Source organism: uncultured Roseobacter sp. (assembly GCF_947488185.1).
Taxonomy (GTDB): domain Bacteria; phylum Pseudomonadota; class Alphaproteobacteria; order Rhodobacterales; family Rhodobacteraceae; genus Roseobacter.
In genome coordinates, this window is the sequence record NZ_CANKYM010000004.1 from 26,789 (window position 1) to 52,338 (window position 25,550).

A 25,550-nucleotide genomic window follows, 5' to 3' on the forward strand; every position below is an offset into this window, starting at 1 on the left:
CGAGATGAAGATTGCATACACTATGGCGCCGGTGCGGGGCGATACAGATTTGCTGCTGTGCAGATTTGCCCAGGAGTTGGGCGTCCGCGGTCAAAAACCCGCCGGAACGGTTCAGATCAACACGGAATGCCCCGACGCTGGACCCTGCGATATGGACGTGCGGGTTCTGCCAGATGGCCCGGTGATCAGAATATCTCAGAGCCTTGGTCCGGAGGCGAAAGGGTGTCGGTTGGATCCTGATGCCCTTGAAACCGCTGTTGGATTGGTGCGCAGATCGATACGCCCTGAAACCGATTGCCTGATCGTCAACAAGTTTGGCAAGCACGAAGCGGACGGGCGCGGGTTCCGGGATGTGATCGCCGACGCCCTGTCCATGGGCATTCCCGTGGTTGTCGGGCTTAACGCGTTGAACAAGAGCGCTTTTCTGGATTTCACCGGGGGTCTTGGTCAGGAGTTGGTGCCTGATATCCGTGCCCTTATCCAGTGGCTGGAGCGTGCATCTATTTCCTGTGACAAGGCCGCTCGGGCGGATGCTGCATGTTGATATCTTTGCAAACCAGGCCTGTGTAGCGGTCAACTTGCAGTCGCTGGAACCAGCCTCGTCCAATCGGCAAATCCGATCTATACGAGGACTTTTGCTGCGCGATTTCGCATGCATCTTGACGCAAGTCATGCAGTCGCAAGAGGTCCTTACCTGAAGCAGGTTACCTGCGCGGTCACAGTGCCAGGCTATGCTTTCGGCGACGCCTTGTGTTTATGACCCATTGGGGCGGACGGATGCCTGATCATGCCTGCACCCATCTCAAGCTTGTTGGTTACCAGTCTTGTCGCTCGTAAGTTTCGTTCATTTCCGGGCCCTGCTCTGCCCCCTGGTTGTCGATGACCTCCTCTGACATCGGGTCATCACCTTGTTCTTCGGTACTATCGTCATCATTGGCAGCATCGGTCCAAGAGGGCGAGGAACCGTCATTTTCGTATGAGGCCCACTCGTCGGATGCCCCAGCATTTGCGTTTTGGTCTTGCTGGTTCTCAATGTCCCCGACCTCGATTGAAAAAGTGTCGCTTCCAGTCATTTGCTGGCCATTGAACGCAGTGTCCGTCGTGGTGATTTCTCCGGAAATTACGCCTTGGAAATCAGGGGGTGGCGCCATTTCGAGGAGGGACAGGTCCCAGCCCGAAAGATCAATTTCGCCGCCGTCGGCAACAGCGACATTGTTATCACTGATCAGGATTGTGTCCGCAGGAAGCCCAGATATCGTGACCGTCGCCGCATCAGACAGCGATGCATCGTCTATGCCAAGATCCAACATGCCGTTCTGTGGTACTGCCAATTCGTCATTCGCCGTCACCAATTCTCGACCTTCTATGCCGGGGCCCTCCCATTCCAGTTTCAGCCCCGCGTGGCCATAATTCTCGAAGTATCGCACTTCAATCTCATGCGTGCCGGGCTTCAGCTCCACTTCACCGGTGCGCGTCCGGTAACCATGCAGCCCGTCGTTATCGATGACTTCTTCGCCGTTGATCAGCAGGATGGCTCCGTCGTCGCCGCCGAGGAAGAAGTCGAACGAACCACCTTCTTCCACTTCGATACTGCCAGTGATTTGCACACCAAAGGTATCTTTCGAACCGCCCTGCCAGAACGACTCGCTGCTGTTGGTGTAATTGATGTCACCCACAACCTCTTCGTGCGTCGCTTCACTGGACCAGTCGATCTGGTCCAGCTTTGACAACCTGTGATCCACGTCGAAGTAGCTGGCCCTGAAACCGGTTTCCAGATGGGCAGAGGGCGGGGTGATATCTGCCTGATTGACCGTAAAGCTAAGATCACTGGCAACTGATACTGCGCCCTCGTTGCCGATTTGTGTCGTTGTCACGATCTGTGCGGAGACTTGTCCGGTAAAATCGATTGGTGTCGTCACGGTCAGCAACGATAGGTCCAAGCCTGAGATATCAGCGGTGCCATCGGTATCTGCCTCAATGCTCGTGTTGCCGGCTTCGAGTATCGTCCCCGGAGGAAGGCCCTCCACGTGATGAGATACTTGGTCGGCCGCCGCTGTTTCCGGGGTCGCCACGTCGATTTCAAGAGCGATTGGCATGCCATTCACGGTTTGCAGATCGTCAAGACCTGGGGCGGTTACCAACTCGCGTCCATCTGTGCCGGGGCCTTCCCATTCCAGTTTCAGTCCCGCGTGGCCGTAATTCTCAAAGTACCGTACTTCAATGCTGTGTGTTCCGGGCTCCAGTTCAATCTCCCCGCTTCGTGTGCGGTAGCCATGCAGCCCGTCGTTATCGATGACTTCTTCACCGTTGATCAGCAAAACGACACCGTCGTCACCGCCGAGGAAGAAGTCGAACGAACCGCCTTCCTCCACTTCAATATTGCCGGTAATCTTCGCGCCAAAAGTATCCTTTGAACCACCGTCCCAGAAAGAATTGCGGCTGTTGGTGTAGTTGACTTCGCCAACCACTTCTTCGTGTGTGGCGTCGCCGGACCAGTCGATCTGATCGAGCTTGGAGAGGCGGTGATCCACGTCGTAGTAACTGGCCTGAAACCCGGAGGTCATTGTGATGCTCGCAGGCTCTACCACGCCGATTTCAAAGGTCTGAGTAATCGTTTCGCCGCCCTGATCGGTGACTGTGACGTCAATTGCCAGGCTTCCCAGACTGCCGGTGTCCAAAGAAACGTCATCCCGTAGTTTCAGTTGCCCCTGCGCCACCTCGAACCTGTTGTCAGACAGGGTGAATTCGTAAGTACCCTCCTCGTCGGGATCGATCACGGATATCAGGCCGACACCAGCGCCTGGTTGGTTCGTTGCAATCAGGCTTTGGTCGATGGAAACACTTGTGGGCGCTTCGTTCACATCAGCGACAAAAATCTCGAATGTTTCAGTGAAGCTTGCGCCATCCACGTCGGTGGCTGTGACGTCAAACTGCAGAGAAGCCTGTTGCTCGTGATCGAGCGAAACACCTGGCTTCAGCCTGATCTGTCCCTCGACGATTTCAAACCGATCGTCTGAAATCAAAAAAGTATGTTGGTCGCTGGCGTTTGGATCGACAACAGACAGCTGACCCACCACAGCACCTTCGTCGTTTTCGACCAATTCGGCCATGCTGAGGGAGATTTGCGTGGGTGCCGCATTCGGTGTGGGCGCGTCATCGTCAGGCGTTGGACCGTCAGCATCATATGCTGCTGTCGCGGGTTGAGACACAGGTGGTGTCGCCGTCGCACTTGTCGCGGTGCTTTCGTTCCCGGGCCCGGAGGTCAAAATCCCCGCAGCTGCGCTGTCCTGCGGTGTCCTGAACGTTGACGTTTCAGGCTGTGGCGCCTCCGGTTGCACGTCTTCCACTTGACCGGTGTTTGCCGTGATTGGATTGGCAAATGTCTGGCCGCTGTGCGCTGCGTCATCGACTTCCACGTCAGAGGCCTCGGCCACTGGGGTGCGTTCGCTGCCAGCCAAGGGTGCCGGTTCAGTCCCGTCAGACTTATGGACCGCGGAATGCTCTGTACCATTCGCCTCCGGGCTATCGTTGTTGCCGTAGTGCAAGTTGCTGCGCGATGCATCTTCTTGCGTCACATCTCCGCGCAGCGACTGGACAGCCACTTTCTCCTTGATCGAACTTGTTTCTTCACCCTCGGTGATAAACGCGTCGCTTACATCAACCTGATTGCTTTCAGCCATCACTAACTCCTGATACCGCGCGAGCATCAGCAAGCATTAGCCTTAAGAGGTCATTTACAAATCAGGCTTTGAACATGCGATTTTACTACAATTGATCTCATCCAGATATCGGGATGCACGCTTTGCTAACCAAATGACGGCAAACGGTAGACCGCGCTGACCATGGGAGTTTGATCCACTGTGCGGTCAAAGACGGAACGACCAATGAAGAAAGTAACGCCGCCGCACATCGGGGCGTCGGTTATCGTGTCTTCACTTGCGATAAACATGCTTGCCTTGGCATTGCCACTGGTTGTTTTGCAAGTCTTTGATCGCGTTATTCCGTATGAATCCCATGCAACATTGACGCTGCTCTTCGTTGGCCTCTGCGTGACAACTGTTCTGGATTTTCTTCTGAAATGGGCGCGCATCGTTGTCATGGGGTATCAGGGTGAGCGATTTGAACTCGAGCTGGGCGATCATTTCATGGATCGGTCTTTGAATGCGGAGCCCATCGCTTATGAAGCATCGTCCACCGGTGTGCATCTTGAACGCCTGAATGCCTTGGCCCAGTTGCGAGATTACTACAGCGGTCAAGGCCGCCTGTTTTCGATTGATGTGCCGTTCACGGCGATTTTCATCGTAATGATTGGTTTGATCGGCGGCTGGCTTGTGCTTGTGCCGCTTGCCAGTTTGGTTCTGCTTTATCTCTTCAAAACTGCCCTACAGCATGCGCAAGGGCCAATCTTTGAAAAGCGTAAAGTCCTGGATGGAAGACGTTATTCCTTCCTGATCGAATGCCTGTCGCAAATCTTGACGGTCAAGTCGGATACGATGGAGCCGCAATTGTTGCGTCGCTACGAGCTTTTGCAAAAGCAATCGGTCGACATCAGCCAAAACCTGATCCAGGTCTCGGGTTTTTCACAGTCTTTCGGAGCGCTCTTCTCACAGGCGGCCGTGGCCGCGATGGGGCTTTTGGGTGGATATTTGGTTATCATCGGACAAATCGGGATAGCCGAGTTGGCTGCATGCATGTTGCTGAATGGACGAACAGTTCAGCCATTGCTCAAAATGCTTGGCCACTGGGCTCAGACTGAAAGCATTGAGGCGGCACAATCGAAGGTCAATGAAATTTCGGCGCTGCAACAGCGCCGTGCTGCAACTGGTTTTGTGCCGGGTCTCGAAGGCCACTTGAGCTTTGACAATGTTTCAGCAGGTCGCGAAGGCCAGGAAAATCTGGTCTTCTCTGACGTCACACTGAGTTTGAAAGCAGGTGAGGCATTGAGCGTTGTGGGAGAGGCCGGTTCGGGCCAGGCGACCTTCATGCGTCTTATCCTTGGCGAACAGATACCAAAGTATGGCCAAATCCACATCGATGGAAAAACCGTTGACGCGTTTTCAGCGACGCGTGGCCATGGTGGCATCGTCTATGTGGATCAGACACCCGCGATCTTTTCCGGGACTCTCTTGGAAAACATCTCTTGTTTTGGAGAAGGAGAGGCAATTGCACGTAGTCTCGCCATCTCTGCCGAGTTGGGCTTGGAGAAGAAAGTGCACCACTTGCCCATGGGTTACAGCACTCCCATGGGTCAGGTGGGACCGGTTGCGTCCAATTTGGCTCTTTTACAGACCATCGGCTTGGTCCGGGCACTCGCTCTTGAGCCACGTATTCTGCTGATTAATGATGCCACGTCAGCGATGGATGAACGGGCTGTGACGCGCGTGGCGCACTACTTGAAGGCTATCAAGGGCAAGACAACTCTTGTGATGGCGACTCCCCGACAGCAACTGCTTTCCCTTGCAGATCAGACGATCATGCTGGTCGACAGCACTACGGACAGTTTGTTGCTCTGGGACAATGATGCTGTAGACGATGCGACAACCGCCGCAGGGCTGGCGAAAAGGAGCGCGTGATGGATACGGTCATTCATCCCGGTCTGGGACTCTTGCAAAAGCTGATGATGGCAGCCGGTTGGCACAGTAGCCACCGAAACTTGACCGAAGCAGCACCGCATCTTGCAGATCAGATGTCAGCGGACGATCTGATACTCACACTGCGGAACCTCGATATCCCTGTGTCCGTGGCCCAGGCACGGCAAAACGAAATAGCTGAAACCGATTGCCCGGCGCTTTTCGTTGAAAGCTCGGGGAGCGTAACGGCCATTCTTTCTGTGGAGAATGGAGAGTTGCTGGTCACTGACGCTGAAAGGGAAGATCCGGTTCGGCATACTCCGTCGAAACAACGCGGCACGGTCGTCAAAGTCGAACGGTTTGCGCCCTCAGACGAACCACAGACTTTTGAGGATTTCCGTAAAATCACTGCGGGTTTTCGACGGCTTTTGCCCTGGTTGGTCGTGGCATCTTTCATGACAAACCTTATGGGGCTCGCCACGCCGCTGTTGATTATGATGATATATGACCGGGTAATCCCATCCGGAGCAACGGATTTGGTCGTTTCGCTTGCTTTGGGTGCCGCGTTGATACTGACGGCGGATGCAGGTTTCAGATTCGCGCGATCATCTGCGGTGGCCTACATGGGCCGGGTTGTCGAACACCGACTGGGGTTAGCCCTTTTCCGCAAGCTAATGTCCTTGCCGCCCGATCAAATCCAAAAATCGGATGTGGAGCAACAGATCGCGCGATTCAAGCAGTTTGAGGGTATGCGAGACATCTTCTCTGGTCAGGTTCTGACGACGGTGCTGGATCTTCCTTTCATACTGGTTTTCCTTGGGTTGATTTTTGCGCTGGCACCTCAGGTAGGATTCCTGGTGCTGGCATTGATTGTGGTCTTCCTGCTTGCCATCTGGGTGACATTGCCGGTGCAACAAACGTTGAATGCTCAGGCCTCATCGATCAAAGCAAAACAGCAAAAGCACCTCTTCGAGACTGTAAACGAACAACGAAACATTTATCGTCTCGGGTTGGGAGAGTTTTGGCACAAAAGATATGCCGCCGTTGCTCAAGAATCTGCCGATGCGTCGCGCAAAGCGCGCAGATTTCAGCATTTGTGCCAAGCTTTCGGACAGAGTTTGATGATGATTTCCGGTGTCGGGGCGATTGTTCTGGGCACTCTTGCGGCGATGGACGGGAGCATGTCATTTGGCGCGCTCATTGCAGTCATGGCACTTGTCTGGAAGGTTTTGACGCCCCTGCAATCGCTCTACTCCAATGCGCCGCAAATCCTGGGTTTTTTGAAAAGCAGACAGCAGGTTGACCGGGTCCTCTCAATGCAACAGGAAATGGTTCGAGGCGCGGCATCATCCCATCAAAAGGAGTTCGAAGGTCGCGTAACCCTTAGTGGTGTGACACATCGGTTTGCTGATGCAACTGAGCCGGCTCTGTCGCAAGTGTCCCTGGATATCGCGCCGCGCGAGTTCGTGGTGATTGCCGGTAACAACGGCAGTGGGAAAACCACGTTGCTCGAAGCCATGATGGGACTGCATCAACCTGTTGTGGGGTCGGTGCAGCTCGATGGAATTGATATACGCCAGATCCCCGTCGATGATCTGAGACAGTCTTTCAGTTATGCACAGAAAAAACCTGAGGTTTTCCACGGGACATTGCTTCAGAATTTCCGTCTCGCCGCGCCGACAGCACATCTTGAAGACATCGAAGCAATGATTGCTGCACTTGGACTTGACCAGGAGGTAGACAGCTTTCCGGATGGTTTAAACACGCGATTGACGGAGAACTACCGCAAGTCTCTACCGTCCGCGACCTCACGTGGCCTTGCGCTTTCCCGCAGTTTCATTCGGCCAGCAGCCGTCTATCTCTTGAACGACCCGAACGCTGGCCTTGACTACATTCGGAAGGCCGCGCTCACACGGTTTCTCGGCGGGCTGAAGGGTAACCGTACCATTGTGCTTGTTTCGGATGATCCGGAATACATTCGACTGGCCGACAGATGTGTTTTCATGGCGGACGGACGCATTGTTGCCAATGATACTGGCAACGACGGGCGCCGGAAAATCAGCGCACTGATCGCTGCAAACAAGGAATACTGAAATGGCATTGTTTACGCATCGAACAGATCAGACGGGCATTTTTGACCGAAACGCCGCCCGCGAAAAGAACCGTGAACCTCGTATTTCCGCGATTGTGGTTTTCACACTTGCGGCGTTTCTTGCCGGGGCAGTCACATTGGCCATGCGGACGACTGTTCCAGAACTTGCGCGTGCAACGGGAGAGATCACAACCCTTGGGAGAGCCTATCAAGTTGAGAGTATCAATAGCGGAATCGTCAATTCGGTCCTTGTGAAGGAAGGGCAGCAAGTGAGTGAAGGCCAAATACTGGCAACGCTCACCTCACCCAGCCTGGAGCGCAATATCCGTAGTGTGCAGCAGCAGTACAATGCCATTCTGTCCAGGACCGAAACCCTGTCCTACATCCTCGATCACCTTGATCTCGGTAAGGAAGATCTTTCAGAGGCAGGCCAGGCCTTTGCAGATGGGACAAATTACGCGCGCTCGCGCCTTTATCTGCACGAGTTACAAAAGGAGATTTCTCGAAACAGGGCAAAAAACCTCAAGACCATCATTGAAAGACTAGAAAAGGCGCGCAACTTGATGCAAAACCGCGTCTCGGAAAAAGAGGCATCAGTCGCTCGGCTCTTGAAACTCTTTGAATCAGGCAGCATCACCCGTGTTCGTTTGGACGCCGAACAACAGTCTTTGGATGAACTTCGGGGCAGGCTGATTGACGCCAGTATCGAACTGGCCACAACCAGTGCCAACTACACGGAAGTACGTGATAAGCCGCTGGAAAGCGACCTGGCGCTGCGAGAACAGACCCTGACAGAGCTTTTTGACCTGATGCAGGAGAGGGACGCACTGGCCACTCAACTTGCCGCACTTGAAGGCCAACAGGAAGAATTACTGGTACGTGCCCCTAGCGGTGGTGTTATTCAATCGGTCGATTTCCCGAGGATTGGAGAAATTGTGGAGGCCGGCGCCACGATCTTTGAGCTTATCAATACAAACGATCAACTGGTCGCGGAAATAAAGGTCGGCGAGGCTGACATCGGCCATATCCGCCGTGGGGACAAGGTATCCCTAAAGCTCACTACTTTCGATTCACGCCGCTACGGTGAAGTGACCGGGACGATATCGAGTTTGTCTCCGACAGTCGTCACGGACCCCAAGGATGGCCAGGTTTACTTTCGTGGCGTTGTGGAACTCGACAGCCTCACAATCGGTGCTGGCGAATTTAGAAAGCCTTTACGTGTTGGTATGACCGGCAGCGCAGAGATTGTGACGGACGAGCGCAGCATGCTCGCTTATCTTGGAAAGCCGGTGTATCGATCATTGGAAAGGGCTTTCGGAGAGCGCTGATTAATACATCTCTCCTGCCATTGGTGCCGGGAAATGAGGGCTGTGTTGCGAGTCCTCGTCGAGAACCTGGGGTCTATCTGGCGCGCCCGTGGCTATCGTTAGACTTATCAACGGGCACCAGGCAGTATTGCTCCCGAGGCGTTCATACGTTTTGGCCGGTTAGACCCAAATCGTGTCAACACTGTCCCAAAGCAATTTGATGCCCGCCAGAAATAGAAACCCGTATACCAATCGTGTGAAAACGGATTGCTCGATGAACCTGTGTAGCACCGTGCCAAGTGCAATCCCGACCAGTAACATGGGTGCCAGGATCAAGCTGACGTTCATGCTGTCCCGCGTGAAGTGACCCATAGCACCGTAAGCCACGGTTTTTGTTGCGTTCATGGCGAAGAAAAACATCGTGTTTGTCCCGACGAACACGGATTTTTCCATACCTTGGCGTAAAAGAACACCTTTTACAGGCGGTCCACCTGCATGGGCAACAAAACTGGCGAAACCGGACAATGCTCCAAGCGCAAAGACGGTTTTTTTCCCAGAGTGCTTTGGTGTCCGCTCGCGATACTGAACCCACACAAACTGCGCGACGAAAAAGATCGCAAGCAGGCCGACGGCGCAGCGGATCACATCTGCACTCATCCACTGAAATGACAGAGCACCCAACGCGAGACCTACCGCCGCGCCAGGCAAGAGCATTCCTACGATCGCGCGGTTCCAATGCAACCGATATTGCCAGACGATAATCAGGTCCATTGCCAGCAGAACGGGCATCAGGATCGCGACGGCCAATTGAGGTGCGATATAGAGGCTCATCAACGGTACCGACATCACGCCCAACCCACCGCCAAAGCCACTTTTTGAGATACCCGTGATCAAGACGGCACTCGCAGCGATGAGGTAGAATGACACGGAGAGATCCATGGTGGGTCCTTTCAGCGGATATGCATCCAATACGCCAGTCGTAAAAATCTGAAAAATGGTTTATACAAATTTAAAAAATCAGATTCTGAGATACTAATGCGAGACCTGAATGCACTTGAAAGCTTTGTAGTTGCAGCCGAGACATTGAACTTTTCGCTTGCTGCAGAACTGCGTAATACAGTGCAGTCGGCGATTAGTGCGCATGTCCGGAAACTCGAAGACGAATTGGGTTGTATCCTCTTCACGCGGGGACGGGGGCGTCCGATGCACCTGACCCCCGAGGGAGAGGCCTTCGTGATCTACGCGCGCCGCATTCTGGGCCTTTCCGATGAAGCGGTAAAGGCCGTTCGGGGCGCGCGGACTTTGCGCCGGATCAGGCTGGGTACGACAGTCACGCTTGCTATGTCGGTTGTCACGCAGGCGTTACGTCAGTTTGCGCAAGTCGAACCGGATGTTCAGATTCATATCCAATGCGAGCGTAGTGATGCTCTGCTCGCCCTGCTGGATGCTGGAGAAATCGACGTCGCTTTCATGATGGATCAGGGGCGCCGTCCGGGGCGTGATTTCGTTGAAAGCACGGCGCTGGTCTGGGTTGGTGTTGCTGAGTTTGACAAAACTTCGGCTCAAGAGGTGCCGCTGGTCTTTTTGACGGATGGGAGGGATCTGCGGGGGTATGCATTTGAAGCCCTGGATCGTGTTGGACGGACTGGATTCTTGGCGCACCTGAGCCCGCACCCAATCGGGGTTCGGGCCTTCGTGCTCGCAGGTTTGGCAATTACGGTGATGCCGCAAACAGCCGTTGTCCCGCCGCTGGTAAATCTGGGATCAGCGCTTGAGTTGCCCCGTTTGAAAGATGTGGCGCTGTCGCTCTATCACGACCCCAGAAAAGCGGGGCAAGACGTTAAGCTGTTCTCGAGGGCCATTCATGATCAGCTTGCAACGGAAGTGTGAGGCGGAGCCTCCAAGATAGTCAACATCTGGCGCGGTCTAAAAGGACGGTAGAGTTGCTGATATCGCCAAAGGTCTCCAACCGTCGCTGTGATGCCCGCGAGGTTGGTCTGCGGCAAGTGCCTGAGATTTCACGCGAACAATAAATGAGGAAATCGTATCAGATGCTCAGACGGTTTGACCGCTCCGAGTCACAACAAGGTGTGGGATGTCTCCGGTGTATTTCCACGGAATTGGCGGCAGAGTCGGCAGATGCATCAATAGAAATCCTAATGAGCGACGGTCAAAGGAACACATCATTGCAGCTTGGGCGTGCCTAGAGGGTTACATTCAACTCCCAAGCGGAAGCCACGTAGTAGTTTCGAGCTGTCTATATTGCCTTGCGCCATCCCGATGTCGTCAAGCCCAATTACAGTGTTTGGACGGCCCATTGCGAACCCTGGAAACACAATCAAGTTCTCCGGCGTAATCTCCTGTTGGTAGATATTTGCTCTTACCCAACCCACTCACCAGTTCTCATTATTGTCCGCCGCGCACCACAATTGGGTGCGCGGCCAGAGATTGGATCAGGTGGAATGCCCAATGATTCTGTTTAGCGTTTGAGACGGGCGCATAACTGCAGCTGTCTTGTCCGCGTTCGTGTGGTAGTAACCCCCAAGTTCAGCGGCGGGCCCTTGCGCGGCGGCCAGCTCAGAGAGCACTTTTGCCTCATAGGTCGCAAGCTCCTCTGCGATTGGGGCGAAATGAGCGGCAAGCGCCGCATCGTCTGTCTGAGCGGTCAAAGCTTCCGCCCAATACCGCGCAAACCAATAGTGGCTGTCACGGTTGTCCGGCTCGCCGACCTTGCGCGACGGAGAGCGGCCATTGTCGAGAATGCCTTGCGTCGCTGTTTCGACGGCTTTGCCAAGTACACGAGCTTGATTGTTGTCTTTTGCGTCGGCAAGGAAGATCAGGCTTTCTCCGAGCGCGCAGAACTCACCGAGGCTGTCCCAGCGCAGGTGGTTTTCCTCGACAAGCTGCTGGACGTGTTTTGGTGCAGAGCCGCCCGCCCCGGTTTCAAAGAGACCACCGCCATTCATCAGCTTCACGATAGAGAGCATCTTGGCAGAGGTCGCCAGTTCCAGAATCGGGAAGAGGTCCGTCAGGTAGTCGCGCAGTACATTGCCCGTGATTGCAATGGTATTCCCGCCCTTGGTGATCGTTTCAAGCGATGCGCGGGTGGCCTCGCGCGGCGCCATGATCTCGAACCTGTCGGCCACGCCTTGCGCTTCGAGGATTGGCTTGACGTAAGCAATAAGTTCCGCGTCATGCGCACGGTTCTCGTCCAGCCAGAAGATCGCGCGACAGCCTTCGGCCTTCTGGCGCGAGATAGCGAGGTTGACCCAATCCTCAATCGGGGCCTTGCGGGCTGAAGAGGATCGCCAGATGTCGCCCGCTTCTACGGTATGTTGGTGCAGGACTGTGCCATCGTCCAAGATCATCTTGACGGTGCCAGCCTCGGGGATTTCGAACGTCGTGGGGTGCGAGCCGTATTCCTCGGCCTTTTGCGCCATCAGACCGATGTTCTGAACCGTCCCGGCGGTGGCCGGATTCAGCTTGCCGTTCTCTTTGAAGTAACTGATCGCCTCGTCATAGACCGGCGCATAGGAATTGTCGGGGATCACGCAGTTCGCGTCCGCCTCCTTCCCATCCGGTCCCCAGCCCTTGCCGCCTGCACGAATGAGCGCGGGCATCGAGGCGTCGATGATCACATCCGATGAGACGTGCAGGTTGGTCACGCCTTTATCGGAATCGACCATGTACATCGGCGGGCGCGCTGCCATGCAGGCGTCGATGTCCGCCATGATCGTGGCGTTGTCTTTGACCCGCGCCAGCAGGTCGCCAAGGCCGGAATTTGGGTTTACGCCAAGCTCGGCCATTGCGTCACCGTGCTTGTCAAAAACCGGCGCAAGGAAGGCCTTAACCGCGTGGCCAAAGAGAATAGGGTCCGACACCTTCATCATCGTCGCCTTCAGGTGCAGCGAGAAGAGGATGCCCTGTTTCTTGGTCTTTTCAATCTCGGCGGCGAGGAAGTCTTTGAGAGCCGCGGCACTCATGAAGGTCGCATCGACGACGGTGCCTGCAGGATACTCAAGGCCGTCCTTGAGAACCTTCTCGCCTGCGGCAGTCTCCAGCACAATTTTTGCACCCGTTTCTTTGCCGAGGGTTGCGGAGGTTTCGTTTGAGAAGAAGTCATTGCCCGACATGGACGACACATGCGTCTTGCTGTCCGCTGTCCAGTCGCCCATGCGGTGTGGGTTCGCCTGCGCAAAGCTCTTCACGGCTTTCGCGGCGCGGCGGTCGGAATTGCCTTCCCGCAGAACCGGGTTCACGGCCGATCCCTTGATCGCGTCATACTTGGCGCGCACGGCCTTCTCATCATCGGTCTCGGGCGCTTCGGGGTAATCTGGCAGTGCAAAGCCTTTCGACTGAAGCTCTTTGATTGCGCCCACCAGCTGTGGCACAGAGGCGGAGATATTGGGCAGCTTGATCACATTCGCCTCAGCCGTCTTAACCAACCGGCCCAATTCGGCCAGATCGTCGGACTGGCGCTGATCTTTGCTCAGGTTTTCCGGGAAGGTTGCCAGAATGCGTCCAGCGAGACTGATATCTTTTGTTCCAACGCTGACGCCAGCGGCTGCGGCGAATTTTTGAATGATCGGCAACAACGAAGCAGAGGCCAGCTCCGGTGCCTCATCGACTTTGGTGTAAATGATATCGGACATGAGATGCTCCCAATGACTAGAGTTGGGGCCCTGATATCTGAAGCGATCCGGAACGTCGACTGTATACCGTCGTATGCGGTTCGATATTTTTGTGAAATAGGGGCAAATCAGACAATTTTTAGCTCTTTGCTGACACTCATCGAAGGCGCAGTGCAGCATTCTCCAAACCGGACATTGGTCGTTTGCGAAGTATTTCTAACGAAGTAATGAGCCGCTGCCGATAATTCTACAAATCCGGCGCACGTCCGGAATACCTACTTTTCAAAGGTTACCAGTTGAGAAAACACCAAGACAGCTGGCTTTCGGGTCAGAACGAATCTCATGTTCAAGAATTGTCAGGCCGGGCGCCAATGCTCGTGCGTACGGCAATTGCCAAACCTCGTGCCAGCACGTCGAAGACGATCCGGATGCGTCGGCTAGTTTGTAACTCCCGGTGCGTAACCAGCCAAATCGGAAACTCCAACGAAGGGAAATCGGGTAGAACCTTCTCCATACCAGGCTCCACCTCTCCCAGAACTTCAGGCTGCATCGAAACCCCGTACCCGGCTTTCACAAGCTCCCATGCAACGGTGCCACTGGTGCTGGACATCACGAAGCTCTCCACGCGCACTGGAATGCCCATGTTATGAAGCGGGGCCATCAGGCGTTCGGGATCCGCATGCCCAACGAAGTCACAGTCGGCGACGTCGCGAAATGTGCGGGGGCGGCCGACACGGTCAAGGTAGGATGTCGCGGCGTAAAGATTGGCGCGAAAATCGCCAAGATGGCGTGCGATGAGGTCCGGTTGCTCCGGCCGGATATGCCGGATCGCGATGTCCGCCTCGCGTTGTGTCAGGTTTTGCATGTCGCTTGAGGCAAGGATGCGGACGCGGATTCCGGGAGCCTTCTCACGCAGAGGCATGAGCACACCCGGCAAGATCTCGGTAGATAATAGGTCAGTCCCTGTCACTGTAACTTCGCCTGTGACCTCCCGGGATTTGCCTTCGGCGACCATAGAAACGAGTGTTGCAGCCTCACCCATAGCGCGAACGTGATCGAGAAGGTCTCGACCGGACTCGGTCAGGGTGAGCCCTCGGACGCTGCGCTCGACAAGCGTCACCCCAAGCGCCTCTTCCAGAGCGCTGATCTGTCGACCGATGGTCGGCTGAGTCGTCTTCAAAACGCGGGCTGCGCCGCTGAACGAACCCTCTTCGGTTGTCGCGAGAAAGGCGCGCACCTGGTTCCAGTCGAAAGAGATGGCCTGCCAGTTCATTCATGAGCGTATAGCAGATGGACAGTTTTGAGCAATCGACCATTCCTCAACACATAGTAGAACCGCTTTTGAAGCGTAAACAACCATCGATCCCGGTCGGACCCCTGTTTGACCCGGTTCGACGTCAAACCCAATGCAAAACCTCGAATGCGAAAGTCCAAAACATGCGAAAAATTGACCGTCACACTCAGCTTTCGGCTCTCTGGCTCTTTACCCTGCTGAACATCATCTTTCGCGATATTCACCAGTTTGCCCTAAAGTCTCATCTGGAGATGCTGTTGACAGGGCGCTACAACGGCGTGCTGATCACTGAAGAGCTCATGCTGTTGGGCGGCGTCCTTGTCCAAGTTCCAATCGCGATGGCTCTCTTCTCCCTGTTGCTGACCCGCAGGATAGCGCGTCCCGTCACAATCGCTGCGACGATCATCACGACCTCGACGCTCCTTTCGACCGCGCCGACCGATATGGATGACACGTTCCACCTGGGCATTGAACTTGCGGCCATGATGGCAATCTTTTGGGCCGCGTGGACCTGGTCCGATGCCGATCGGATCGCAGTTTGAGCGCCCGGAACATTCAGAGCCAATCAGATGTTCGCTCGACACTCTCGGCGCGACCGGGCCGGCCAGTACGAGAAACTGGCACCGCGCTACGACAGGCTTCATCACCGGTGGCTCCGCCACGCGGGTGGCGAGGCTCAAGCCGCCTTGGAGGCCTTGGTGCGCGCCCTCGCCACGTCGGATATGAAGTTGCTGGATGCGGGGTGTGGCACCGGCCATTTGGCACGAACGCTAATTGCTGAAGGTATGCGGCCGAAATCGATCACCCTGCTCGACCCGTCGGAGGCTATGCTTGCGCGCTGCGCCGACATTCCGGTGTTAAAGATAAAAGGACGACTGGAGGCACTGCCGTTTGAAGACGGCGCATTCGATCTTGTGACCTGCGTCTGGGCCTTGGAAACCGTACCGGATCCCCATTTGGCATTGACTGAACTCTGCAGGGTCGTTCGACCCGGTGGCGCACTTTGCCTCGCGTTTTGCGCGGATGAGCCTGCCCGTGGTCTGGCAGACTGCCTGATGCGACAGGCGCTTTTGTATCGCGGTACCGGCCAGTTTTTGTCGTGCGCAGGCTTGGTGCGGGACATCGAGAGTTTCGACGGATTTGAAGCGCGCGCCATTCCAAGCCAAGGACCGGCCGCGACCGTTCTTGCCAGGCGGACGGACGCTTTGGTTCAGGCGGTCTCCAGGCCAAAGGTTGAATTGGAAAAGCCATAGTGGGGTTAGTGAGTTCTTTTGCGATACCGGTCTGTACGCCTGGATTGCCGAGGACAAATGCGTGCAATCAGGTCTGGACCGGCCTCTGGCGATAGCGGCCGCTGCTTTCTAGTGTTGCACTTCGAACTGACCGATAAGCCATTCTTCTACAGCGTTGATCGCATGTGTTGTGGCCATGTCTTTGGGTCGGACAAACCAATATGCATGGCTGGCATCCAGTGAGACATGGAAAGGCGCCACGAGCCGTCCTGCAGCGATGTCGTCGGCGACAAGCAGTGACCGTCCAAGTGCGACCCCCTGACCTTCGACAGCCGCCTGCAGAATCGCGCCGTCATCCCCAAGACGTGGTCCGGCGGGCGGAGATTGATGGCATCCTGCGGCTTCGAACCAGGCTGGCCAGTCTTCTGGAATGTCACCGCAAAGAAGCGTGGCACGATACATGTCTTCAGGCGCGTCCAACTCATGTTTCTCGGCATACTCCGCAGAACAAACGGGCGTTACGGTTTCTGTGCCGAGCTTGACTGCTTCCAGATTGCCCTGAGGCGCCGGGCTATAGCGGATGGCCGCGTCAACGCCCTCCGTAACAAAGTCCACGAGATGCCGAGACGCCGTAATGCGAAGATCGATTTCGGGGTTCGCGCTCAGGAAATCACCCAAGCGCGACGCAAACCAACGCGCTGCGACCGACGGAAGCATCGAGAGAGTGACAATCTGATCAGATCGTTGTGCATCTGCAACTGCGGACCAGGTCTGGGCGAAGGCGTCCGCCAGTTGACGCGCCAGACGTTCGCCTGCCGGGGTCACGCTTAATCTGGCGCCGTTGCGCAGAAACAGCGCGACACCCAACGTCGCCTCCAGATCCGAGACCTGACGCGACACGCCGCTCTGCGTGATGCCAAGCTCCCCTCCGGCTGCGGTGAAGCTGCCACACCGGGCTGCTGCCTCGAATACCTGCAGGGATCGTAATGGTGGTTTAGCATGAGTCACGCGCATGCTCCCCCTCATGTTTTCTCATTTAAGCAATTCAATATCATCCATTAGCATGAGCTGAACTCAGATAATAGACTGGACGTACCATGACCGATGCTCCCTCAACCTCCCTCACCTCTCCCGATCTGAAGAGCTATGTGCCGGATTTGCCCCTGGTGATCTGCATGGTTGTCCTGACCGTTGTCCTTGGCCTCGCAGCTGGTCTTGGAGCGAACGAGGTGGTCGGGCAATTCAACGCAGGGTTTGGACGGGCTTTGGGTGAGTTTGCCTTGATCCTCTTGCCGTCGTTTACCTTGGCTGCGGCCTTGTCGCTTCAGAACATTGCGTCCAACGCGGCGGGCCGAACGGTCGCGCTGGCCTCGCCGGTTGCGGGCGCAGGGATGATCTGTCCGGACACCGCCTATGCCGCGCTTTCTCCAGCGGCTGGGCGCTACAAGATGGATACGGCGTTTGGGGCTTATGCGGGGTTCAAGCTGCTCTATCCAGCTGGCCCCCTAATCGTGGCGGCGGGCTTGGGTGTTACCAGTGCCCAAGGGGTCGAACCTGCCACTCTGTTGCTGTGCGGCGTGCTGTTGACGCTTCCTGTCTGGGCAGCAGGGGTGGTGTGGGGACGCTTTGCCACAAGAGGCACCGCGACGACGGGCGAAACGGAAGGTCCAGCAGACAATGGCCGGTTGTTAAGGGCATTCGCGCCGTTTTTGGTGATGGCGGCACTGCTGATCCTCGGGGGCGTGGTCGGGACGACCGGAAACAACGCATTGGACTTTCTATTGCTGCCGAAGGGCGCATTGATCACCGCTGCAATCCTCGCCTTGTTGCAAACCCCATCTGACAAACGGCGCGCGTGTCTGGATAGCGCGGTCCGACGGACAGGCTCGCTTCTCTTGGTCATCGGCGCAGCAAGTGCGTTCGGCGCGGTGCTGACGGGGCTGGTGGCACTGGACCGTCTGGTGCCGCAGGGTGACGGGGCGCTGACGCTGATCGCACTCTTTGCTTTGACCGTGCTGTTCAAGCTGGCCCAAGGATCGTCCATGGCGACATTTGCCGCCATCGCGCCCGTCGCGACCCCGATCGTCCTGGCCAGCGGTGTCAACGAAATTGCGGCGGTCTTCGCGATTTGCCTGGGCTCCTTCATCGCGATTCTGCCCAATGACAGTTACTACTGGCTGGTCCGTCGGGACGCTCTCGAAGATGAGCCGAGCGAAGGGCGCGTCATTCACATCCTGACTGGCGGCGCACTGGTGCAGGCGTTGGTCGGCATGGCGGTTCTTCTGGCCGCGGTGGCTTTATGGCCCTAATAGAGATCGTGATCTGAAGGCTGGACACCTTGGCATAGCCGCGATTGATGCATAAGGTCTGGCATCCGGACTTGCCGGTTTTCGTGACACGCCTCGTGACTGGGAATGCTTTGGCGCAAGTTTTCTAACGGGGGTTGGCTTTCTCTGGTCACAGAAGACTGCGGCGCCGTCGCGACTTTCTCCACGAGGTTGCCGTATTGTGCGGTCTCTCGGAGGTGTATCGCAAATCCGTCCGATTGGTGGACTGCATGACCCGCACGCGTTCGACCTCCGTATTCCTGCGGACCCTGATCTTACTGGATGTACTACGAAGTTATTCGCGCCAGATTTCTTGACGCTGGCGTTCTGCAACGGCTTGAGAAATTCCAGCAAACCGTTTTGTCATGTACCGAATAAACCGCCGTTTGGCGGGGGATTGGCTTTCCATATCGTTCCAGAGCATTCCCAGTTCACGCTTCGGGTGCTCAATCCGAATGGGCAGAGCGACAATGGTGTTTTTGGGCTGCATGTAAACCACGGAAAACGGCAAAACCGTCAACGCCTTTGAGCCTGCAAGAACGTTGATAATGGAAGACAATGTGCCACCCGAGTAACTGACTTTGAAGTCACTGATGCCAATACTATCAAGCACGTCCCGTAGATCTTGGTAGAGAGGGCTTCCTGCAGGTTGCGTAATCCATGGAAACTCTGAAATCTCCTCCAAGCGCAACGACTTCTTTCTGGCTAGTGGATGGGCCGATCCGCATGCGATCACATTTCGGCCTTTGAGTATTCTTTGGAAACCGATGTCATCAGGGACGTCACCCGGTTCCATTGGGCAGACACAAGTATCTACGGTTCCTGCTCTTAGGGCCTCGATCAGTTCTTCAGCATATCCATAGCTTTGGTCGACGCGCAGCTCGGGAAATTCATCTTGGAACCCGGCAATAATAGTAGAGATGACGCCGTCCATAAAGATAGGCGTGCCTGCGACGCGGACGGAGCCCGCGTGGCCGCTTATGAACTGCGAGGCGATATCTTGAGCCTGTTGCGTCGCGCGCGCGATCACGCGCCCTTCAGAAGCCAGCCTCGTGCAAAGTTCGGTTGGCTGCAGGGGTCGGCGCCCTTTTTCGAACAGGCTTTCTCCAAGACGGGCTTCGAGGTCCGCCACGATCCGAGACAGGCTCGGCTGTGATTTCCCCAGATTACGTGCACCCTGGCTCATTCCTCCCGCATCAACGATGGCTGAAAGGATGTGCAGGTGCTTTGGATCAATTAACATAGCATTATGCTATATTATTTGGCGGAAGTATTATCAACATGCGATACTTCGCTCGCTAGCCTGATGTCGAGGAGGAATCGACATGGCTTTTCCAGCGATGGGAAACGAAGGCGATGAGCAAGTGCGCGTTCGGTTCGGAAGAGCCATTCGTCGCGATCTGGCATCCGAATTAGAGCGGCTTGGCAGCCGACAGGCGATGATCCTGTCTACACCGCAGCAAAGCGATTTGGCCTTCGAGGCCAGCGAAGTGCTCGGACCGCTTGCCGCCGGCGTGTTCTCCAAAGCCACCATGCATACACCCATCAACGTAACTGAAGATGCATTGGAACATCTGCGTGCGTCCCGCGCTGATTGCCTTGTCGCACTCGGGGGCGGGTCGACGATTGGGCTTGGAAAGGCTCTCGCATACCGCACTGATTTGCCTCAAATCACGGTGCCAACCACCTATGCCGGAAGCGAAGCGACGCCCATTCTCGGGCAAACCGAAGATGGGGTCAAAACGACGTTGAGCGACCCAAGGGTGCTGCCGGAGGTGATCTTGTACGATCCGGAACTGGTGGCCACTCTCCCGGTGGGTATGACGGTCACATCCGGCCTCAACGCAATGGCACATGCGGCAGAAGCGCTTTATGCCGAGAACCGCACAAAAGAAACCACGAACCTTGCTATCGAGGGATTGCAGGCCTTGGCCGAAGGACTGCCCAAGGTTGTTGACGCGCCGGGCGATCTGGACGCGCGCGAGATGACGCAACGCGGTGCCTGGGCCTGTGGCACCGTACTGGGCCGGGTTGGCATGGCGTTGCATCACAAGCTTTGCCATACGCTTGGTGGGTCATTCGATCTGCCTCATGCAGAGACACACGCGATTATTTTGCCGCATGCAATCGCCTACAATGCGCGTGCCGCGGCACGTGAGTTGGCGGCCATCACCGATATACTGGGCGGCAAGTCGGCGGGTCAGTCGCTCTTTGGGTTTGCAAAGACACTCGGTGCGCCGCTTGCATTGCGCGATCTGGGCGTCAGCGAAACCGACCTCGACCGAGCTGCCGATCTGGCGACACGAAAACCCTATCCAAATCCACGACCCGTAACTCAAAACGACATTCGCGCGCTCTTGCAAGCGGCGTGGGCCGGCGATGCGCCAGCATTCTGAGACAGACGTGACACGAGGGAGAACACGCATGATTACGAGACGCACACTTTTAAAGAACTCGGCAGCAACCAGCCTGACACTGGCCGCTGGAGGATTGGCAGCCCCAGCCATCGCACAAGGCGCAAAGATCAAACTGGGGTACGTCAGTCCGCAGTCGGGGCCTCTGGCCGCCTTTTCCGAAGCGGATCAGTTCATCATCGACGGATTTCTTGGCTCTGAAGCGGGGGCTAATTTCGAGGTTATCGTAAAAGACAGCCAATCCAACCCCAACCGAGCCGCCGAAGTCGCCAAGGAACTTATTCTTGATGATGAAATCGACTTGATGTTGGTTGCCTCCACACCCGAAACCACCAATCCTGTGGCGACCACTTGCGAGGCCGAAGAAATCCCTGTGATTTCCACAGTCGCGCCCTGGCAGCCCTGGTTCATCGGGCAGCAAGGCAACCCGGGCGATCCGAGCTCGTGGGAACCGTTCTACTACAGCTTTCACTTCTTCTGGGGGCTTGAGGACGTCATCTCGGTTTTCACCGCGATGTGGAACCAGCTGGAGACAAACAAGCAGGTCGGCGGGCTCTTCCCTAATGATGGCGATGGCAATGCTTGGGGCGATCCGAATGTGGGCTTCCCACCGGTTTTGGCCGAACAGGGCTACGGGTTAACGGATCCAGGCCGTTACCAGAACCTGACGGATGATTTCAGCGCGCAGATCAATGCTTTTAAACAGGCCAATGCTGATATTGTCACTGGCGTGCCGATCCCGCCCGATTTCACGACTTTCTGGACCCAGGCCAAACAGCAAGGGTTCAATCCAAAAGCAGCCAGCATCGGCAAGGCGATCCTGTTTCCGCAGGCGGTCGAAGCCCTTGGCGATCAAGGACACAACCTGTCGTCCGAGGTCTGGTGGTCGCCGACACATCCATTCAACTCTTCGATCAGCGGGCAATCTGCTGGCGATCTCGCCGCGGCGTACTCAAACGCCACCAACAAGCAGTGGACACAGCCAATCGGCTTTGTGCATGCGCTCTTTGAAATGGCCGCAGACGTCATGGGCCGCACGCATGATACAGGCGATGCGGACGCTGTTGCCGAGGCAATCGCTGCATCCCAGCTTGAAAGCATCGTGGGCCGGATTGCATTTGACGGTGCAGGCCTGCCGCCCTTTGCAGCGCAGAACGTCGCCAAAACACCGCTGGTCGGGGGACAATGGCGCCTCAAAGACGGCGGAGATTACGATCTGGTGATCGTCGACAATACTGACCATCCGAACATTCCGACCGGCAGCAAAATGGAGCCGATCAGCTAAGCGGTCTGTCCCGCCACACTGTGGCGGGACAACGCGGGCTGAGGAACTCTCATGACCATGCTCACCCTTCACAATGTATCAAAAAGCTTTGGCGCGCTGACCGTGACAGACAACGCTAGTTTCGAGGTGCCCAAAGGTCAGGCGCTGGGTATTATCGGGCCGAATGGCGCAGGGAAATCCACCCTGTTCAACCTCATCACCGGTAATCTGCGCGCCGATCAGGGCAGGATCCACTTTGAAGGGCGCGACGTTACCTCAGTTTCAGCGATGGAACGTTGCCTGACAGGCATTGGGCGGTCCTTCCAGATCCCGCAACCTTTCGAGAAGTTGACCGTGTATGAAAACCTTCTGGTTGCTGCCACACACGGCTGCAATCAATCAGAGGCTGAGGCGCATGACGCTTGCGTCGACGTACTGGAGCGTACCGAGATGTTGCGTCGTGCGAACCTCCCTGCGGGCAAGTTGAGCCTTCTGGAGCGCAAGCGGCTGGAACTTGCGCGTGCCATGGCGACGAACCCCAAGCTTTTACTATTGGATGAAATCGCAGGCGGTTTGACGGAAGGCGAATGCCAGGCGCTGATCGGCACGATCAAAGATATCCACGCTCAGGGCGTCACGATCATCTGGATCGAACACGTTCTGCATGCGCTAACCTCTGTTGTCGAACGCCTGCTGGTTCTGGATTTCGGCAAAGTCATCGGCATCGGCGACCCAGACGAGATCATGAACTCGAAAGAGGTCAAAGAAATATATTTGGGGATCGAGGTCTGATGGCACTTCTGGAAACGCAGGGCCTGACCGCGAATTACGGTGATTTCCAAGCTCTCTTTGGTGTCGACGTAGTCCTGAGTGAGGCGGAAACCATTGCGATCATCGGCGCCAATGGTGCCGGAAAAACCACGTTGATGCGCTCGATCTCGGGCGTGCTGCAGAATGCACCCGACATGGTGCGCTTTGAGGGGCAGGGGATTGGTGCCCTGCCTGCAGATGAGATCATGGCACAGGGCGTCGCCATGGTGCCCGAGGGCCGCAGACTGTTTCCGTCGCTTACGGTCGAAGAAAACCTGATGATTGGCACCTACGGGCGTAGCACGGGCGGACATTGGTCGCTGGAGACGATCTACGATCTGTTCCCGATCCTCAAGGAACGCCGTCACAATCCCGGCACGGCTCTTTCAGGTGGCCAACAGCAGATGGTCGCCATTGGCCGTGCGCTGATGTCGAACCCTCGCGTTTTGCTATGCGATGAAATCAGCCTTGGCCTCGCGCCGGTCGTGATCAAGGACATCTACAAGGCCGTGCCTGCCATACAAGCCGCCGGTGCCAGCATCATCGTCGTGGAACAGGATATCGGTCAGGCCATGGCTGTGGCTGACCGGGTGTATTGCATGATGGAGGGCCGCGTGACGTTGTCGGGCACCCCCAGTGAGCTGAGCCGTGAGGCCATCCACGACGCCTATTTTGGAGCGGGACATTGATCTGGGTTGATACGATCGTGCAGGGTATTCTGCTGGGCGGTCTCTATGCGCTTTTCGCCGCAGGTCTGAGCCTTGTTTTCGGGATCATGCGGCTGGTGAACCTCGCCCATGGTGATCTGATCGTCATGGGGGCCTACCTGATCCTCGTTCTTGTCACCCTGCTGGGGCTCCCCCCGTTTGTCGCGTTGCTTTTCGCTGTGCCTTTGATGTTCGCGTTCGGCTGGGGGCTGCAGAAGTTCCTGCTGAACCGGACGCTCGGTGACGATATTCTGCCGCCGCTTCTGGTAACATTCGGACTGTCTATTGTGCTGCAGAACGCGCTGCTGGAAGGTTTTTCGGCCGACAGTCAGCGCCTGCCAACGGATGCGTTGACGACGGCCTCTGTCGCCGTCGGGCCCTTGAATCTGGGCGTTATGCCGTTGCTCACCTTTGCCTCGGCGATTGCCGTGATCATTGGTCTCAATCAGCTTTTCTACCGCACCTCGCTGGGGCGGGCTTTCAGGGCCACGTCGGACGATGCGGTGACCGCAAGCCTCATGGGGATCAAACCGGCCAATATTTTCGCAACGGCCACGGGCATTGCCTTGGTGATCGTTGCAATTGCCGCATTGTATCTGGGGTTGCGCTCCAACTTCGATCCCAATGTCGGACCCGCGCGCCTGATCTACGCGTTTGAAGCAGTCATTATCGGCGGGCTTGGCTCGCTCTGGGGTACGCTTGTCGGGGGGATCATCATTGGCGTGGCGCAGACCGTTGGGGCGGCGCTGAACCCTGAGTGGCAAATTCTGTCCGGACACCTGGCTTTCCTCGTGGTTCTGCTGGTGCGCCCGCGTGGCCTCTTTCCAAGGGCGCATGACTGATGGCTACTTATTCTGTTCAAACCCGCACGCGTGCCTCCAGTGGCTTTGCAGTCTTTGCGACGCTTGCGATTGTCCTTTTGATCCTGCTGCCCTTCTTCGCCGGGCGCAGCACCATTCAGGATATGTTCTTTATCCTGACCATGCTGGTGCTGGCGCAGTTCTGGAACCTTCTGGCAGGTTACGGCGGCCTGGTGTCCATCGGCCAGCAGGCGTTTGTTGGCATGGGCGCTTATGCGATGTTCGGGGCGGTAATCCTGCTGGGGGTCGACCCCGTCCCGTCGATCCTGCTCGCGGGTGTCGCCGCGCTGATCATTGCCGTGCCAACCGCCTTTTTCGCGTTCCGTCTGCAAGGGGCTTATTTCGCCATCGGTACATGGGTCATCGCCGAGGTGTTCCGCCTGCTGGTCGCGCAGTGGAAGACGCTGGGCGGAGGCACCGGCACGTCATTGCCGCGCTCGGCCACGCGGGAGATGTGGTTCACCGATGCGATAAAAACGCTCTTTGATGTGAAAGCCTCTGCCGCGCGTGACATCTTGGCCTACTGGCTTGCGCTGGTGCTGGCGCTGGCAACCATCGGTGGCATCTATTGGCTGTTGCGTACCCGGCGCGGCCTCGCCCTCGCGGCGGTGCGCGACAATACGGAGGCCGCGAAATCCATTGGGGTCGATGCGGCACGCATGAAATGGGTGGTCTTTCTGACATCGGCTTTTGGAACAGGCCTCGCTGGCGGGCTGATCTACATGCAAAAGGTGCGTATCTCGCCCGATGCTGCATTCAGCGTCACCGACTGGACAGCCTATGTCATATTCATCGTTGTGATCGGTGGCATCGGCACCATCGAAGGCCCGATCCTCGGTGTCCTTATCTTTTTCGCCCTGCAATCGCTGCTGGCCGACTTTGGCAGCTGGTATCTCATGACGCTGGGCGTGCTCGCTATCGTCATCATGCTGATAGCACCCCGTGGCCTTTGGGGGCTGATCTCGGAACGCACGGGCGCACATCTCTTTCCCATTCGCCGCAGGTTGACTGGCGGCGAGCTTGACCAACTGGAGGACTAATC

20 protein-coding genes are annotated in these 25,550 nt (G+C 56.4%); 14 read left to right on the forward strand and 6 right to left on the reverse strand.

Annotated elements, in window-relative coordinates; genetic code table 11:
* Positions 1 to 4 precede the first annotated feature (4 nt).
* A complete protein-coding gene (locus Q1A52_RS15725) occupies positions 5 to 544 on the forward strand; it encodes a DUF2478 domain-containing protein (RefSeq protein WP_300017417.1) in 540 nt (179 codons plus the stop codon).
* Between the two features lie 271 nt (positions 545 to 815).
* Here the strand turns inward: Q1A52_RS15725 and Q1A52_RS15730 are convergent, their stop codons facing one another.
* Positions 816 to 3,110, reverse strand: a complete 2,295-nt coding sequence (locus Q1A52_RS15730) for a PA14 domain-containing protein (RefSeq protein WP_300017420.1) — start codon at positions 3,108 to 3,110, stop codon at positions 816 to 818.
* A gap of 774 nt (positions 3,111 to 3,884) precedes the next feature.
* Between Q1A52_RS15730 and Q1A52_RS15735 the strand changes: the two genes are divergently transcribed.
* From Q1A52_RS15735 to Q1A52_RS15745, 3 genes are read left to right on the forward strand one after another with little or no spacing between them, the layout of a single operon-like run.
* Positions 3,885 to 5,573 (forward strand): ABC transporter transmembrane domain-containing protein, encoded by a 1,689-nt coding sequence (locus Q1A52_RS15735; RefSeq protein ID WP_300017423.1) that lies wholly within the window; start codon positions 3,885 to 3,887, stop codon positions 5,571 to 5,573.
* Positions 5,573 to 7,663 (forward strand): ABC transporter transmembrane domain-containing protein, encoded by a 2,091-nt coding sequence (locus tag Q1A52_RS15740; RefSeq protein ID WP_300017426.1) that lies wholly within the window; start codon positions 5,573 to 5,575, stop codon positions 7,661 to 7,663. Before Q1A52_RS15735 ends, Q1A52_RS15740 begins: the two co-directional genes overlap by 1 nt.
* 1 nt (position 7,664) lies before the next feature.
* Positions 7,665 to 8,990 (forward strand): HlyD family type I secretion periplasmic adaptor subunit, encoded by a 1,326-nt coding sequence (locus tag Q1A52_RS15745; RefSeq protein ID WP_300017429.1) that lies wholly within the window; start codon positions 7,665 to 7,667, stop codon positions 8,988 to 8,990.
* A 159-nt stretch (positions 8,991 to 9,149) separates the two neighbouring features.
* Here the strand turns inward: Q1A52_RS15745 and Q1A52_RS15750 are convergent, their stop codons facing one another.
* Positions 9,150 to 9,908 carry a sulfite exporter TauE/SafE family protein gene (locus tag Q1A52_RS15750; protein ID WP_299826364.1) on the reverse strand — a complete coding sequence of 253 codons (759 nt, stop codon included), beginning with the start codon at positions 9,906 to 9,908 and terminating at the stop codon, positions 9,150 to 9,152.
* 96 nt (positions 9,909 to 10,004) lie between these two features.
* On the opposite strand from Q1A52_RS15750, the gene Q1A52_RS15755 reads away from it, so the two are divergent.
* On the forward strand, positions 10,005 to 10,859 hold the full coding sequence (locus Q1A52_RS15755) for a LysR family transcriptional regulator (protein ID WP_300017433.1): 855 nt from the start codon (positions 10,005 to 10,007) through the stop codon (positions 10,857 to 10,859).
* A gap of 563 nt (positions 10,860 to 11,422) precedes the next feature.
* Here Q1A52_RS15755 and Q1A52_RS15760 read toward each other — a convergent pair.
* Positions 11,423 to 13,621 carry an NADP-dependent isocitrate dehydrogenase gene (locus Q1A52_RS15760; RefSeq protein ID WP_300017436.1) on the reverse strand — a complete coding sequence of 733 codons (2,199 nt, stop codon included), beginning with the start codon at positions 13,619 to 13,621 and terminating at the stop codon, positions 11,423 to 11,425.
* 325 nt (positions 13,622 to 13,946) lie between these two features.
* Positions 13,947 to 14,873, reverse strand: coding sequence for a LysR family transcriptional regulator (locus tag Q1A52_RS15765; RefSeq protein ID WP_300017439.1), 927 nt, complete (start codon positions 14,871 to 14,873; stop codon positions 13,947 to 13,949).
* 17 nt (positions 14,874 to 14,890) lie between these two features.
* Here Q1A52_RS15765 and Q1A52_RS15770 point away from each other — a divergent pair, with 17 nt between their 5' ends.
* Complete coding sequence (locus tag Q1A52_RS15770; RefSeq protein ID WP_300017442.1) at positions 14,891 to 15,436, forward strand: DUF6326 family protein; 546 nt, start codon at positions 14,891 to 14,893, stop codon at positions 15,434 to 15,436.
* A 27-nt stretch (positions 15,437 to 15,463) separates the two neighbouring features.
* Complete coding sequence (locus Q1A52_RS15775; protein WP_300017446.1) at positions 15,464 to 16,147, forward strand: class I SAM-dependent methyltransferase; 684 nt, start codon at positions 15,464 to 15,466, stop codon at positions 16,145 to 16,147.
* A 108-nt stretch (positions 16,148 to 16,255) separates the two neighbouring features.
* Here the strand turns inward: Q1A52_RS15775 and Q1A52_RS15780 are convergent, their stop codons facing one another.
* The gene (locus Q1A52_RS15780) at positions 16,256 to 17,134 is read right to left on the reverse strand and encodes a LysR substrate-binding domain-containing protein (RefSeq protein ID WP_300017449.1); all 879 of its coding nucleotides are present in this window, start codon (positions 17,132 to 17,134) and stop codon (positions 16,256 to 16,258) included.
* Between the two features lie 89 nt (positions 17,135 to 17,223).
* On the opposite strand from Q1A52_RS15780, the gene Q1A52_RS15785 reads away from it, so the two are divergent.
* The gene (locus Q1A52_RS15785) at positions 17,224 to 18,435 is read left to right on the forward strand and encodes a hypothetical protein (protein WP_300017452.1); all 1,212 of its coding nucleotides are present in this window, start codon (positions 17,224 to 17,226) and stop codon (positions 18,433 to 18,435) included.
* A gap of 313 nt (positions 18,436 to 18,748) precedes the next feature.
* On the opposite strand, the gene Q1A52_RS15790 is transcribed toward Q1A52_RS15785, so the two are convergent.
* On the reverse strand, positions 18,749 to 19,696 hold the full coding sequence (locus Q1A52_RS15790; protein ID WP_300017455.1) for a LysR family transcriptional regulator: 948 nt from the start codon (positions 19,694 to 19,696) through the stop codon (positions 18,749 to 18,751).
* An 82-nt stretch (positions 19,697 to 19,778) separates the two neighbouring features.
* Between Q1A52_RS15790 and Q1A52_RS15795 the strand changes: the two genes are divergently transcribed.
* Genes Q1A52_RS15795 through Q1A52_RS15820 form a run of 6 tightly spaced genes read left to right on the forward strand, consistent with a single transcriptional unit; the run spans position 19,779 to position 25,548 of the window.
* The gene (locus Q1A52_RS15795; RefSeq protein ID WP_300017458.1) at positions 19,779 to 20,849 is read left to right on the forward strand and encodes a maleylacetate reductase; all 1,071 of its coding nucleotides are present in this window, start codon (positions 19,779 to 19,781) and stop codon (positions 20,847 to 20,849) included.
* Positions 20,850 to 20,877: 28 nt separating this feature from the next.
* Entirely contained in the window at positions 20,878 to 22,152 is a 1,275-nt protein-coding gene (locus Q1A52_RS15800) for an ABC transporter substrate-binding protein (protein ID WP_300017460.1), read from the forward strand.
* A 51-nt stretch (positions 22,153 to 22,203) separates the two neighbouring features.
* Positions 22,204 to 22,923 carry an ABC transporter ATP-binding protein gene (locus tag Q1A52_RS15805; RefSeq protein ID WP_300017463.1) on the forward strand — a complete coding sequence of 240 codons (720 nt, stop codon included), beginning with the start codon at positions 22,204 to 22,206 and terminating at the stop codon, positions 22,921 to 22,923.
* The gene (locus Q1A52_RS15810; RefSeq protein ID WP_300017466.1) at positions 22,923 to 23,630 is read left to right on the forward strand and encodes an ABC transporter ATP-binding protein; all 708 of its coding nucleotides are present in this window, start codon (positions 22,923 to 22,925) and stop codon (positions 23,628 to 23,630) included. The genes Q1A52_RS15805 and Q1A52_RS15810 overlap by 1 nt, the downstream gene beginning before the upstream one ends.
* A complete protein-coding gene (locus Q1A52_RS15815) occupies positions 23,627 to 24,490 on the forward strand; it encodes a branched-chain amino acid ABC transporter permease (RefSeq protein WP_300017469.1) in 864 nt (287 codons plus the stop codon). The genes Q1A52_RS15810 and Q1A52_RS15815 overlap by 4 nt, the downstream gene beginning before the upstream one ends.
* A complete protein-coding gene (locus tag Q1A52_RS15820; protein WP_300017472.1) occupies positions 24,490 to 25,548 on the forward strand; it encodes a branched-chain amino acid ABC transporter permease in 1,059 nt (352 codons plus the stop codon). Before Q1A52_RS15815 ends, Q1A52_RS15820 begins: the two co-directional genes overlap by 1 nt.
* Positions 25,549 to 25,550 lie beyond the last annotated feature (2 nt).